This window comes from Streptomyces pseudoechinosporeus (assembly GCF_054783935.1).
In genome coordinates this window covers 220,911-233,448 of sequence record NZ_BAAGPS010000023.1, presented here as the reverse complement: position 1 = coordinate 233,448, position 12,538 = coordinate 220,911, and the positions used below count along the sequence as shown (strand labels likewise).

The window sequence follows — 12,538 nt, the reverse complement described above, 5'->3', positions numbered from 1 at the left end:
TTCTCCTCTACTTGAATCCTCTCCTCCCTGGAGGGAGGAGATTCCTGGCTCAGGCCGCCTCCTGGAGCAGCGCTCCAGGAAGTCTTCCGCCATCGGCACCAGCCGGGTTGAGACCAGCCCGGACGAGCATGACGCGTGCGGAGTTCTTGTCCCTCGGGGAGGAGACTCCGCACGCGGTGCAGGTGTAGGTGCGCTCACCCAGCGGCAGGCGATGCTTGGCTCTCGCATCGCAGTGCGCGCAGTCCATCGTGGTGTGCGCGGGATGGACCAGGTGCACGGCCCTGCCGTGCTTGCGGCCCATCTCGATCAGGGCCTGCTTGGTGGCGCCGATGGCGGCGTCCGCGGCCTTGCGGGCCATCGTGGTCTTGGCCAGGAACTTCGGACGGAAGTCCTCCACGGCGAGGACATCGTGGTCGCGGACCACCTTCTTGGCCCACTTGCGGCCGGTGTCCTCACGCTGCCTGGCGACCTTCTTGTGCGCCTTCGCCCGCAGCTTCTTCGCCTCGCGGTAACCCTTCGACCCGGGCTGGCCCTTCGCCGGCTTGCGGCGGGCCATCATCCGGTCATACCGACTCAGCTTCTCCTTCGCCTTCTTGCCGTGCTCGGCGTGCGGCAGGTCGTGCGCGTCGGACGTGGTGGTCGCGGTCTCCGTCACGCCCCAGTCGACGCCCAGTGCGCGGCCGGTCTTGGGCAGCGGCTGCACCTGTGCGGGCACGACGAACGAGCAGTACCAGTGCCCGAGGCTGTCCTGGTACACGCGTACCGAGGACGGTTCGGCGGGCAGGTCCCGCGACCACACCACGGTCAGGTCGATGCCGCCCGCCAGGTGCAGCCGGCCGTCCTTCAACCGGAACCCGCGCCGGGTGTAGTTCAGCGTCGGCAGTGCCTCGCGCTTGGTCTTCCACTTCGGCATCCCGGCCCGCTGCCGCACCGGCAGACGTTCACGGATGTCCTTCTGCGCCTTGGCGCGGGACTTGCCGAAGTCGCGGATGACCTGCTGCTGAGGAACCGATGAGCCCTCACGCAGCCACGGTGTACGGGCGCGGGCCTCGGTCAGCATCCGGTCGAGCTGCGCCGGGCCGCACGTGGCCTTCTGGCCGGTGGACTTGTTGTGCAGGTGTACGGCCTTGGACTTGGCGACGCATTCGTTCCACACCCAGCGGCATCGGTCCCACTCCGCCGCCAGGGCGGTGCGGGCGGTCAACGACACGCGCAGCCGGTAGGTGTACCGGGCCTGCCCGGCCTCCGCAGCCGCCGTCACCTGCGCCACCTCGCCCCCTCACGACCCCGGCCGGGACACTGTGCCGTCCCGAACCTTGCGAAGGACCATATGTGCGATGCCAGCACAAACGCACCCCGATCCCACGGCCACCACCCCGGCCAGCGATCACAGGCACGTGTGTTCGCCTCGCCCTCGGCAAGGTTGGCAGCGATACGGGCGCTCCGCACCCTGAACCGGATGCGGCGACGCTCCGCGTCGCGACACCCGGACGCGATTCCTCTCCCCGGCGTGAACACCGGGACCTCCTCGCAAGAAACAGGTGACGGCTGCGCGAGTCGGGTGTGGGCGTCAGGCGCGGGCGGGATGGCCCCTGGGTTGAACCCAAGGGCCGGGACGGCGGAACCTACAACCGCGGATCCACCGGCTCCGACTCCAGCGCCAGCACCCCGAACACGGCCTCGTGCACCCGCCACAGCGGCTCGCCCTCCGCCAGCCGGTCCAGGGCCTCCAGGCCAAGCGCGTACTCCCGGATCGCCAGCGAGCGCTTGTGGTTGAGGAAGCGGCCCCGAAGGCGGTCGAGGTTCTCCGGACGCGTGTACTCCGGGCCGTAGATGATCCGGAGGTACTCGCGGCCCCGGCACTTGATGCCGGGCTGCACGAGCCGCCCCTCCCCGCTGCGTACCACGGCCCCGACCGGCTTGACGACCATGCCCTCGCCGCCGCGCCCGGTCATCTCCAGCCACCAGTCGACACCGGCCCGCACCGAGTCCGGGTCACCCGTGTCGACGAACAGCCGCCGCGTGGTCTGCAGCAGCCCGGACGCGTCGCTCGACACGAAGCGGTCGATCAGCGCGAGCTGTTCGTCGTGCGGCAGCGCGGCCAGGCTCCGCCCCTGCACGGCGAGGATCTGGAAGGGCGCGAGCCGCACACCATCCAGACCGGACGTGGTCCAGCAGTACCGCCGGTACGCCTCGGTGAACGCGGCGGCGTCTGCGGCCCGTTCCCGCTGCTTCACCAGCAGGTCCTGTACTTCGACACCCCGCGCCGCCGCCCCTTCGAGCGCGGCGAGCGCGCCCGGGAACACGGCCCCCGAGGCGGCCCCGACAGCGGCGTACTGCGTACGGAGCAGCCCGGACGCCTTGAGCGACCACGGCATCAGCTCCGCGTCCAGCAGCACCCAGTCGGTGGCCATCTCCTCCCACAGCCCGGCCTCGGTGACGGCACTGCGCACCCGCCCGAGGATCTCCTCGGTGATGGCGGGATCGTCGAAGAAGGGGCGCCCTGTACGGGTGTAGAGCGAACCGGTCGGTCCGTCCACCCCGAAGCGCTCGCGCGCCGCCTCCGCGTCCCGGCACACCAGCGCCACCGCCCGCGACCCCATGTGCTTCTCCTCGCACACGACCCGCGCGACACCGTCCGCCGCGTACTGGGCGAAGGCCTCGGCCGGGTGCTCCAGGAAGTGTCCATTAGCGGCTCCGCCGCGGGCCTCCACACGCGAGGTCGCCGTCGGGGCCATCGTCGGCGGCAGGTACGGCAGCAGCCGCGGGTCCACGGCGAAACGGCTCATGACCTCAAGGGCCGCCGCCGCGTTCTCCTCGCGGACCGACACCCGGCCCGCGTGGCGAGTCTCGACGACCCGGCGCCCGTGCACGTCCGCGAGGTCCAGCGGCCGGCCGTCATGACCGCCGGGTGCCTCGGTCCGCAGCGGCTTCGTCGGCTCGTACCAGACCCGCTCGGCCGGCACGTCGACGAGTTCGCGCTCTGGCCAGCGCAGTGCGGTCAGCTTGCCGCCGAAGACGGCGCCGGTGTCCAGGCAGATGGTGTTGTTGAGCCAGGTCGCGGTGGGGACGGGAGTGTGGCCGTAGACGACCGCCGCGCGGCCCCGGTACTCCTCCGCCCACGGGTAGCGCACCGGCAGCCCGAACTCGTCCGTCTCACCGGTGGTGTCGCCGTACAGCGCGTGCGAGCGCACCCGGCCCGACGTACGGCCGTGGTACTTCTCAGGCAGACCGGCGTGGCAGACGACGAGCCGGCCGCCGTCGAGCACGTAATGGCTGACGAGCCCGTCGATGAACTCCCGTACCTGCTTCTTGAACTCCTCGCTCTCCCCCTCCATCTGCTCGATCGTCTCGGCGAGCCCGTGCGTGTGCTGGACCTTGCGGCCCTTGAGGTGACGCCCGTACTTGTTCTCGTGGTTGCCGGGCACGCACAGCGCATCGCCCGAGGTGACCATCGCCATCACGCGGCGCAGCACACCCGGGGAGTCGGGGCCGCGGTCCACGAGGTCACCGACGAACACGGCCGTACGGCCCTCGGGGTGCACCCCGTCCACGTACCCCAACTTGCCGAGCAGCGAGTCCAGTTCGGCAGCGCAGCCGTGGATGTCGCCGATGATGTCGAACGGGCCGGCGAGGTGGGTCAGGTCGTTGAACCGCTTCTCGGTACGGATCGACGCGCTCTCGGCCTCCTCCACACCGCGCAGGATGTGCACCTTGCGGAAGCCCTCGCGCTCCAAGTGCCGTACGGAGCGGCGCAGTTCGCGGATGTGGCGCTGGATGACGCGACGCGGCATGCCGGCCCGGTCCTCGCGCGCGGCGTTGCGCTCGGCGCACACCTCCTCCGGTACGTCGAGCACGATGGCGATGGGCAACACGTCGTACTTCTTGGCCAGTTCGACCAGCTGCTTGCGGCTCTCCTGCTGCACGCTTGTCGCGTCGACCACGGTGCGCCGGCCCGCCGCGAGCCGCTTGCCCGCGATGTAGTGGAGTACGTCGAAGGCGTCCCCGCTGGCGCTCTGGTCGTTCTCGTCGTCGGCGACGAGGCCGCGGCAGAAGTCGGAGGAGATCACCTCGGTCGGCTTGAAGTGCCGGCGGGCGAAGGTGGACTTGCCCGAGCCGGAGGCGCCGATGAGCACGACGAGGGAGAGGTCGGTGACGGGCAGAGTACGACCCTTGGTGTCATTGCTGGTCATGCGGCCTTCTCCTCCTTCGCTGCTTTCATCGTGGCTGTGTTCATGGAAAACGTGGCCATCTGGGTGGGCGGACCCACCTCGGGGTCCTCTGGTCCGACAGGCACGAACTCCACGTCGTATCCGTGCCGTTCGGCCACCGCCCTCGCCCAGGTACGGAACTCCTCGCGCGTCCACTCGAAGCGGTGGTCGCCGTGCCGGCTGTGCCCGGCGGGGAGGGTCTCCCAGCGGACGTTGTACTCGACGTTCGGCGTCGTCACGAGGACGGTCCTCGGGCGGGCGGAGCCGAACACGGCGTACTCCAGGGCGGGCAGCCGCGGAAGGTCGACGTGCTCGATGACCTCGCTGAGCACGGCGGCGTCGTACCCCTTGAGCCGGTTGTCGGTGTACGCGAGCGAGCCCTGCAGGAGCTTGACGCGCTCGGCTCGCCGCTCCCCCATCCGCTCCAGCTTGAGCCGGCGCGAGGCGATGGTGAGCGCGCGCATCGACACATCGACACCGACGATCTCGGTGAACCGGGTGTCCTTCAGCAGCTCCTGCACCAACTGGCCCTGCCCGCAGCCGAGATCGAGCACGCGCCCGGCCCCGGTGGCCCGCAGCGCCTCGACGATCGCGTCCCGCCGCCGCACGGCGAGCGGTACCGGCTTCTCGTCCGTGTCCTGCGTCTCGTCGACGGCGTTGTCGATCTCCTCGACGTCGCTGTCGTCCGCCTCCGCCAGCCGTACGAGTTCCAGGCGCTCCATGGCCTGCCGCGTCAGCGACCAACGGCGGGACAGATAGCGGCTGGTGATCAGCTTGTGCTCCGGGTGCTCCGGGAGCCAGCCCTCGCCGGCCCGCAGCAGCTTGTCGACCTCGTCGGTCGCGACCCAGTAGTGCTTGGCGTCGTCGAGGACGGGGAGAAGGACGTACAGGTGCCGCAGAGCTTCGGCCAGCCGCAGCTCGCCTTCGAGTACGAGGCTTACGTAGCGGGAGTCGCCCCACTCGGGGAACTCGATGTCCAGCGCGACGGGCTGCGCGGTCACCGTCCAGCCGAGCGGTTCGAAGAGATTGCGGACGAGCTCGGCTCCGCCTCGGGCGGGCAGTGCGGGCACCTCGATGCGCAATGGCCTTGCCTGCTCCGGGAGTTCGGGCTTGGCGTGACACGTGCCCTTCATCGCGCTGGAGAACACACTGCTCAGCGCCACGGCGAGGAGTGACGAGGCGGCGTACGGCCGGTCGTTGACGTACTGCGCGAGCGCGGCGTCCGGCGCGCCCCCACGGCCCTTGCCCTTACCGCGCCGCACCAGCGCCACCGCGTCGACCTCCAGCAGCAGCGCGGCCGTGCAGCGCTCGGGGCTCGCATCGGGGTACAGCACATGAGCCGTCCCGTAGGAGGTGGAGAACGCCTGCGATTTCTCGGGGTGCTTGTGCAGCAGGAAGCCGAGGTCGGTCGCGGGGCGCTCTGGAGTACCGGTGGTGCTGATCGTCAGGAACACTGTGGTGACACCTCGAATTGCCTTCTGAGCTGCAGATCCTCGTCATGTCGTGCATGGCGGTGCACATCGCGTGCACACGCGCGGAATCTTCGATGGATCCCAGCAAGGAGAGAGCGCGCTTCTGTGATCATGGCTCCTGGCCCCTTTTCGACGTTGTAGCAGCACTGCGCTACGGTCAGCGGGCCACGGAAGCGCCTCTTCGGCGCGCCTCGACAACGTACAGCGAATGACCGCAGGAATACTCAGGATTTTCCGCTCATCCGTAGTCGCTCGGGTTTGCCACGTGAGCCGCTTACTTCCCAGGCGGCCGGACGCGCGGGCCGTGGAGGTCAGCGAGGATGACCACGTGCACCCCGGCCAGGGCCGCATCCGCGGCGATGCGCCGGGTCGCCTCGATGCCGCCCACCACCGGCATCCGGATGTCGATAAGCACGACGGCGCACCGAAGACGCTCAACTGCGAGCAGGACACTCCAGCTTCGTGACCGATATCAGTCACCAAAATGACCGAACCGCTCTCTGCATGGCCGAAGTCAGTCAGGCGGTGCTACTTTCTGCGCGTGACATCGAGCAGACGGCGCGCGAAGATCGTGAAGTCACTGCGGATGACGGGAGGCGTGGCATCCGTACGCGACCTGGCGGAGCGGCTCCAGGTGAGCGAGTCGACCATCCGCCGGGACCTGACGCTGCTGGACCGCGACGGCGAGCTCATCCGGACCTACGGCGGCGCCGCCCTGTCGCTGCGTGCGAACGCCGAGGCCGTGGCGGAGGAAGCCGTCACCGAAGATCCGTTCGCTGTCGCGGCCTCGCACGACATGGCGATGAAGGAGGCCATGGCCACCCGTGCCGCCGAACTCGTCGCGGACGACAGCGTGGTCGTTCTGGACATCGGCACCAGCACCTCGTTGATCGCCCGCCACCTGCGCGGCCGCCCGGTCACCGTGATCACCAGCAATCTGGCCGTACTGGATGAGCTGCGGGACGACGACACCGTACGGCTCGTGATGCTCGGCGGTGTGCTGCGCCGCAACTACCAGTCCCTGGTCGGCTCGCTCACCGAGACGGCCCTGCGGCAGATCAGCGCCGATCTGCTGTTCCTGAGCTGCACGGGCGTGCGCGCCGGCGGCCATGTGGTCGACGACATGGCCGTCGAGGCGCCCATCAAGCAGGCGATGATCGAGGTCGCCGACCGCGTGGTGCTGGTGGCCGCCGAGACCAAGTTCCCCGGTACCGGCAGCCTGCGGCTGTGCTCGCTCTCCGACGTCGATGTCCTGGTCACCACCGCCGGCGCCGACCCTCGGACGCTGGACCTCTGCCGTCAGGCGGGCGGAAAGGTGATCACCGCGTGAGGCCGCCCCACGGCTGGGCGACCGCCACCGCCCTTCAGTCCTCCGCCGCCACTCCTCAGTAGTCCGCCTCAGGAGTCCACTCCGCCACTCCTCAGTCCGCACCCGCCACCCCGCACCCGCACCGTAGGACCCCTACCCCCACGCAAGGAGCAGTGCCCTCAACACAAGGAGTTGCCGGACATGCACAGATGGGCTCGAAGAATGTGGACCACCGCGGGCGCCACCGCCTGCGGTGTGGTTCTGTCCCTGCTCGCGACGGCCGTACCGACCCAGGCCGCTTCTCCGGCCGTCCCCACCACCGCTCGTATCAGGGCCACCGCGGCCGTGGACGCGATGATGGGCTTCTACGACGAGGAGACCGGCCGCTGGCAACCCGAATCACCGTGGTGGCAGTCGGGGAACGCCCTCCAGGCGCTTCTGGACTACATGGCGAAGACCGGGTCGCGGAAATACATGCCCGAGGTCAAGAACACCATCGCCATCCAGCGGGCGCCCCTGGAATGGTGGCCGGAGGGCGGAGGCGAGTTCAGGGCCGACTCCACCGACGACACCGGCTGGTGGGCACTGGCCATGACCCGCATGTACGACCTCACCCGCGACAAGAAGTACCTCGACATCGCCGAGCTGGACGAGGCCTACATGCGGGACTACTGGGACGACACCTGCGGCGGCGGCATCTGGTGGGACATCCCGGCCAAGAGCTACAAGAACGCGATCAGCATCGAGCTGTACATCAAGCTCGCCGCGGCGCTGCACAACCGGATTCCCGGCGACAAGGTCTACCTGGCCCACGCCCTCGAAGCGTGGCAATGGTTCAAGGACAGCGGGATGATCAACGGCGATCACCTCGTCAACGACGGTCTGAACACGCAGGGCGGCGGCTGCGCCAACAACGGCGGCACCACCTGGACCTACAACCAGGGAGTCATCCTGGGCGGACTCGCCGAGCTGTACAAGGCCACCGGCGACAAGAGCCTGCTCGCTGACGGCCGCGCCATCGCCGACGCGGTGATCGCCAGTCCGACCCTCACCCAGAACGGCATCCTGACCGAGCCCTGCCAGGCAGCGGGCGACTGCAACTCCGACCAGGCCGCCTTCAAGGGCATCTTCGCCCGCAATCTCGGCGAACTCGACCGCTTCCTCACTGGACATCCCTACCGGAGTTACCTGCGTGCTCAGGCCTCCTCCGCCTACGCCAACGACCGGAACAGCTCGCATCAGTACGGACTGAGCTGGGCCGGACCGTTCGACCAAGCGACCATCGGGCGTCAGGAGTCGGCGGTTTCGCTGCTGACCGCCGTTCTGTGACACACGAACCCGACCCGGTGCACTCCCGCGTCGCCCCTCGGGGGGCAACACGGAGCGCACCGGGCGGAGTTACCACGGACCCGGAACCACCTGTCAACGATCACGGCTTCACCATCGAGCCGCCCGCTCGGTCAACGGGGCGCCGTCGGCCCGGCGGTGCCCCTCGGCCGGGGCCGGTAATCAGACTCGGGTTACGACAGTTGGGGCTGGACCTGCGAAGAGATCAGTTCCAGGTGGTCCAGGTCGTCGAGGTCGAGGATCTGGAGGTAGAGGCGCTGGGCGCCGATCTGCGCGTAGCGGCCGATCTTGTCGACGATCTCGGCCGGGGAGCCGGCCAGGCCGTTGGTCTTCAGGTCGTCCACCTCGCGGCCGATCGCGGCGGCGCGGCGGGCGACCTCCGCGTCGTCCTTGCCGGCGCAGACGACGAGGGCGTTGGAGTAGATCAGGTCGTCGCCCTTGCGGCCGGCCTGCTCCGCCGCCGCCCGTACGCGGCCGAACTGGCGCTCGCTGTCCTCGATCGAGGCGAACGGCATGTTGAACTCGTCGGCGTACTGGGCCGCAAGGCGCGGCGTACGGCTCGCGCCGTGGCCGCCGATGAGGACCGGGACCTTGGCCTGTGCGGGCTTGGGCAGCGCGGGCGAGTCGGTCAGGTCGTAGTACGTGCCGTGGTGGCTGAAGGTCTGGCCGGCCTCCGTCGCCCACAGGCCCGTGACGATCGCCAGCTGCTCTTCCAGGCGGGCGAACTTCTCCTTCGGGAACGGGATGCCGTACGCCTTGTGCTCCTCCTCGAACCAGCCCGCGCCCAGGCCCAGTTCGACTCGGCCGCCGGACATCTGGTCGACCCCGGCGACCTGGATCGCCAGAACGCCGGGCAGCCGGAAGGTGGCGGCCGACATCAGGGTGCCGAGGCGTATGCGCTTCGTCTCGCGGGCGAGTCCGGCGAGGGTGATCCAGGCGTCGGTGGGGCCGGGGAGGCCGTCCACGGAGCCCATGCGCAGGTAGTGGTCGGAGCGGAAGAAGGCGTCGAAGCCAAGGTCTTCGGTGGCCTTGGCCACGGCGAGCAGGGTGTCGTAGCTGGCCCCTTGCTGGGGCTCGGTGAAGATTCGGAGATCCATGGCTCCATCCTGCACGGTCGGATACCGGTCAACGCCAGGGTTCGGCCGGTTCCCTCTCGTCCCGACCGGGTGAACCCGTCAACTCCGCGCCGTAGGTGGGCTTTTGGCGTGACCGGCGCCGATGGTTCTCGTTGGACTTGGGTGGAGCCGGACCGACCGGCGCGTTGCCGAGGAGGCCCGTTCATGTCCCAGGAAGCTGTTCCCTCGTCGCAGCCCAAGGGCTTGCTGCAACAGATGGAGGAGCTGATGGCTGCCCTCAACGCGGACCTGTCCGAACTCGACGCCGACCTCCAGCAGTCGGCCACGCGCCCGGACACGTCCCCGAGGGACGGCTCCGACTCCGCGTGACCGCGCCTGACGGTCCGCTCACCCGGCGGCGCCTGCGGCGGGCTTTCTCGCCCCCGGCAATCGCCGCTGCCCGCATCCCGAAGAAACACCCACAATCCGCCCGACACCCGTGATCACTTTGTCCGCGATGTCACCTCGACGAGGACCGCTCCCAGATCCGTACCGGTCGCGGCCCGAAGAACATGGCCACCCTGCGCAACCTCGCGATCAACGCACTCCGCGAGCACGGCCACACCAACATCGCGGCCGGACTCCGCGAGATGTCCTACGACAGCTTCCGCCGACCGCTGGACCTCCTCTGCCTCCCCTGACCAGCACTCACGCAGGATCAAGAGACTTTGCAACAGCCCTGAGTGCGTTACTCCCCCAGATCCACCGGAAGGCGAGGCTCCAGGGACCGACGCTCTGCACCTTTCAGATCGGATCGTCGTCGGTCAGCGAAGGCATGGCGCACGGGCGCAGGACCATGAGCGAGTCTTCCAAGCTCGCCGCCATGGCAAAGGGGAACCGGTCGACCTCAAGACAGAGTGCAACGTCATCAGGATGGACTCCTTGACGCACACCCTCCGCCAACTCGGCGGCGGCGCGCGACTCGGCAGCGCGGCGGAGGAACTCAGCAGCATCAGTCCCAGCCTCCGTGGCCCTCCGGGCGATGTATTGGGCACACGCCAGATCTTCATCGGCCTGCCCATCGTCGCCAGTGACCACGAACGTGACACTGACACTCTTGCGCGTCCGCAAGAGCCGAGCCGTTGCCTCCGCCACCACGAAGCTGGCGCACAGCACCAGCGACGCCTCCTTGACCGCAAGGGCGCCAACCGTCCCTGCCGTGGTCTTCTGCACAACGGTCCGGCCGCCAAGGTCAACAGACCGCAGCAGGCCCGGCGAGTTGACCATGTCGAACCCGGGCGCGGGCGGACCGTCTTTGAGCGCCGCCCAATCCGGGTGGCGATCCTTGAGCGCCAGGGCTTCGTCCAGCGACTCAGCAAGAACGATCTTTTCCGCCCCCTGGGCAAAGGCCCAGGCGGCCACGGTGAAAGCACGCATGACGTCGACCACGACCGCCACGGACGGGGCTTCGACCAGCTCAGCGATGCCAACGAAACGAGCGTCCATTCCGATCATGATCGCGCATGCCCGACCCGAGGCACCAAGAGAGTGATCCACGTCACATCGACGGTCTCGGAATGCAACACATCCAGTTGCCCGCGTCGCGAAAGTGGCGGCCCACCCCTCAAGTCCCACGAACACATATGCCATACTCGGGCGCCGATCATGGCAAGAAACGACCGGGGGGCCGTGTGTACGCCGTTTCTCTGGACGCCCCCTATCTGGACACGGATGCGGATCAACTCTGCTTCTCGCTGGACCTGACGGAGCGTCCGGCGCTGGCAGAACGTGTGGTGTCGCTCGGCGGGCTGGATGTGCGGCTGCGGCTGCTCGGGGCCTCGCACCAGGTGTTCGCCGGTCCCCTGAGAGAGACGGTGGCCTGTCTGCAGGGTGCGGTGAGGGGTTTGCCCGAGACCTGCACCCGTCATCTGCCAGGCTGGGGCTACGACTTCGGCGCCACCACCCGCCGACTGACTCCCGAGGAGTTCAGTGCCGAGGTGGCGCAGGTCCTCGGCCGGGCCACCGACGCCGAGCACAGCCTGTGCGGAGTCTTCCCCGGTTCGCCGGAGGCGGTCACCGCGGTGGTCGTCGAGACGGCCGAGGGACCGTACGGCGCCGGGCTCGTCTGGCGCACCTGGCACACGTATCCGCAGAACGGCCAGATCGTATCGACGTACAGCCGGCTGGAGGCCCGATGAACAGCGCCCGACTCGTCCGCGCAGCGGTGGCGGCCGTGCTGGCCGCGACCCTGCTCACCGCCTGCTCCAGCGACGGGGACAACGACGCGGTCCCGCGCGAGTGGATCAGGAAGACGTACACCGCGACCGGGGCGGACTGGCGCGACCCGGACAGCACCCCGAGCGAGGTCGCCCAGGCGGTCCACACCGAGCGGGCGGCACGGGACCGTGCCTCCGGCGACAGCATGGAGTTCCTGCGCTACGGCGACGACATGGTCACCGTCTCGCCGCACCGGAGCGGCAGCCTGATCGAGATCGAGGACTACCGCAACGGCTACCGCCGCCACCAGCGGCACCTCACCTCCTGGCCGGACCCGGACAGCGCGAGCTTCCGCGGCGGCGGCCCCGGCGAGGGCAAGTAACGCCCGGTGACCGGCCGGATCACCCCCCGACGCATCCCACGCTCCTCCCGCACAGCACCTTGATCACGCCCCGACCCCGCCCCCAAGAAAGGCAACGCAGTGACCGAGATCTTCGAGTCGACCGGCCAGTCCCTGCTCTACGGAGTCGTGGGCCTCGTCGTGATGGCCGTCGGCTTCATCGCCCTCGACCTCGTCACGCCGGGCAAGCTGTACCACGTGGTCTGGACCGACCGGAACCGCGGCGCGGCCGTCCTGCTGGGCAGCCAGTCCGTCGCCGTGGGCCTGGTCATCATGAAGGCCATCGAGGCGAGCGAGTCCGAGCAGGGCCTCGGCTACGGACTGATCAGCACGCTGCTGTACGGCCTGGCCGGGGTGCTGGTGATGACCGTCGTCGGCATCGTGATCGGCGTGGTCACGCCGGGCCAGATGGGCGCGGTCGTCCTCGACGACCAGGACGGCCGTCCGCACCCCGCCGCCTGGGTCCAGGCCGGCATGTACCTGGGCACCGGGTTCATGGTCGGCGCGGCGATCTCGTAACGGCGTCC

Annotated in this window: 12 protein-coding genes and 1 pseudogene; 7 read left to right on the top strand and 6 right to left on the bottom strand. The window is 69.1% G+C overall.

Features of this window, described 5'->3' with window-relative positions; translation table 11 throughout:
* Positions 1-49: 49 nt before the first annotated feature.
* The 4 genes and pseudogenes from ACYVO6_RS24515 to ACYVO6_RS24500 all read right to left on the bottom strand — a co-directional run.
* On the bottom strand, positions 50-1,261 hold the full coding sequence (locus tag ACYVO6_RS24515; RefSeq protein WP_461064526.1) for an RNA-guided endonuclease InsQ/TnpB family protein: 1,212 nt from the start codon (positions 1,259-1,261) through the stop codon (positions 50-52).
* Positions 1,262-1,625: 364 nt separating this feature from the next.
* Positions 1,626-4,193: a polynucleotide kinase-phosphatase gene (locus ACYVO6_RS24510; protein ID WP_461064524.1), complete on the bottom strand. Its 2,568-nt coding sequence runs from the start codon at positions 4,191-4,193 to the stop codon at positions 1,626-1,628.
* On the bottom strand, positions 4,190-5,665 hold the full coding sequence (locus ACYVO6_RS24505; protein WP_461064522.1) for a 3' terminal RNA ribose 2'-O-methyltransferase Hen1: 1,476 nt from the start codon (positions 5,663-5,665) through the stop codon (positions 4,190-4,192). Before ACYVO6_RS24505 ends, ACYVO6_RS24510 begins: the two co-directional genes overlap by 4 nt.
* 328 nt (positions 5,666-5,993) lie before the next feature.
* Positions 5,994-6,101, bottom strand: a pseudogene (locus tag ACYVO6_RS24500) (DNA-binding response regulator); the annotation flags it as partial.
* Positions 6,102-6,224: 123 nt separating this feature from the next.
* On the opposite strand from ACYVO6_RS24500, the gene ACYVO6_RS24495 reads away from it, so the two are divergent.
* Positions 6,225-7,013 carry a DeoR/GlpR family DNA-binding transcription regulator gene (locus ACYVO6_RS24495; protein WP_461064520.1) on the top strand — a complete coding sequence of 263 codons (789 nt, stop codon included), beginning with the start codon at positions 6,225-6,227 and terminating at the stop codon, positions 7,011-7,013.
* 180 nt (positions 7,014-7,193) lie between these two features.
* Entirely contained in the window at positions 7,194-8,321 is a 1,128-nt protein-coding gene (locus ACYVO6_RS24490) for a glycoside hydrolase family 76 protein (protein ID WP_461064518.1), read from the top strand.
* A gap of 191 nt (positions 8,322-8,512) precedes the next feature.
* Here the strand turns inward: ACYVO6_RS24490 and ACYVO6_RS24485 are convergent, their stop codons facing one another.
* Complete coding sequence (locus ACYVO6_RS24485; protein ID WP_461064516.1) at positions 8,513-9,436, bottom strand: LLM class F420-dependent oxidoreductase; 924 nt, start codon at positions 9,434-9,436, stop codon at positions 8,513-8,515.
* A gap of 183 nt (positions 9,437-9,619) precedes the next feature.
* On the opposite strand from ACYVO6_RS24485, the gene ACYVO6_RS24480 reads away from it, so the two are divergent.
* Together ACYVO6_RS24480 and ACYVO6_RS24475 are read left to right on the top strand one after the other, a co-directional pair.
* Positions 9,620-9,784: a hypothetical protein gene (locus tag ACYVO6_RS24480; protein WP_461064514.1), complete on the top strand. Its 165-nt coding sequence runs from the start codon at positions 9,620-9,622 to the stop codon at positions 9,782-9,784.
* Between the two features lie 182 nt (positions 9,785-9,966).
* Positions 9,967-10,095, top strand: coding sequence for a hypothetical protein (locus ACYVO6_RS24475; protein ID WP_461064512.1), 129 nt, complete (start codon positions 9,967-9,969; stop codon positions 10,093-10,095).
* A 103-nt stretch (positions 10,096-10,198) separates the two neighbouring features.
* Here ACYVO6_RS24475 and ACYVO6_RS24470 read toward each other — a convergent pair whose 3' ends face one another.
* The gene (locus ACYVO6_RS24470) at positions 10,199-10,900 is read right to left on the bottom strand and encodes a 2-phosphosulfolactate phosphatase (protein ID WP_461064510.1); all 702 of its coding nucleotides are present in this window, start codon (positions 10,898-10,900) and stop codon (positions 10,199-10,201) included.
* A 185-nt stretch (positions 10,901-11,085) separates the two neighbouring features.
* Here ACYVO6_RS24470 and ACYVO6_RS24465 point away from each other — a divergent pair, with 185 nt between their 5' ends.
* The 3 genes from ACYVO6_RS24465 to ACYVO6_RS24455 all read left to right on the top strand — a co-directional run bounded on the left by ACYVO6_RS24465 (position 11,086) and on the right by ACYVO6_RS24455 (position 12,530).
* A complete protein-coding gene (locus ACYVO6_RS24465; RefSeq protein ID WP_461064508.1) occupies positions 11,086-11,592 on the top strand; it encodes a DUF2617 family protein in 507 nt (168 codons plus the stop codon).
* On the top strand, positions 11,589-11,993 hold the full coding sequence (locus ACYVO6_RS24460; RefSeq protein WP_461064506.1) for a DUF4247 domain-containing protein: 405 nt from the start codon (positions 11,589-11,591) through the stop codon (positions 11,991-11,993). Before ACYVO6_RS24465 ends, ACYVO6_RS24460 begins: the two co-directional genes overlap by 4 nt.
* A 99-nt stretch (positions 11,994-12,092) precedes the next feature.
* Positions 12,093-12,530, top strand: a complete 438-nt coding sequence (locus tag ACYVO6_RS24455; RefSeq protein WP_461064504.1) for a DUF350 domain-containing protein — start codon at positions 12,093-12,095, stop codon at positions 12,528-12,530.
* Positions 12,531-12,538 lie beyond the last annotated feature (8 nt).

Bases quoted from the DNA above. Each gene is read 5' to 3' on its own strand.
- ACYVO6_RS24475 (WP_461064512.1), top strand. From the start codon at position 9,967: ATGGCCACCCTGCGCAACCTCGCGATCAACGCACTCCGCGAGCACGGC.
- ACYVO6_RS24490 (WP_461064518.1), top strand. From the start codon at position 7,194: ATGCACAGATGGGCTCGAAGAATGTGGACCACCGCGGGCGCCACCGCC.
- ACYVO6_RS24485 (WP_461064516.1), bottom strand. From the start codon at position 9,436: ATGGATCTCCGAATCTTCACCGAGCCCCAGCAAGGGGCCAGCTACGAC.
- ACYVO6_RS24480 (WP_461064514.1), top strand. From the start codon at position 9,620: ATGTCCCAGGAAGCTGTTCCCTCGTCGCAGCCCAAGGGCTTGCTGCAA.
- ACYVO6_RS24510 (WP_461064524.1), bottom strand. From the start codon at position 4,193: ATGACCAGCAATGACACCAAGGGTCGTACTCTGCCCGTCACCGACCTC.
- ACYVO6_RS24470 (WP_461064510.1), bottom strand. From the start codon at position 10,900: ATGGACGCTCGTTTCGTTGGCATCGCTGAGCTGGTCGAAGCCCCGTCC.
- ACYVO6_RS24460 (WP_461064506.1), top strand. From the start codon at position 11,589: ATGAACAGCGCCCGACTCGTCCGCGCAGCGGTGGCGGCCGTGCTGGCC.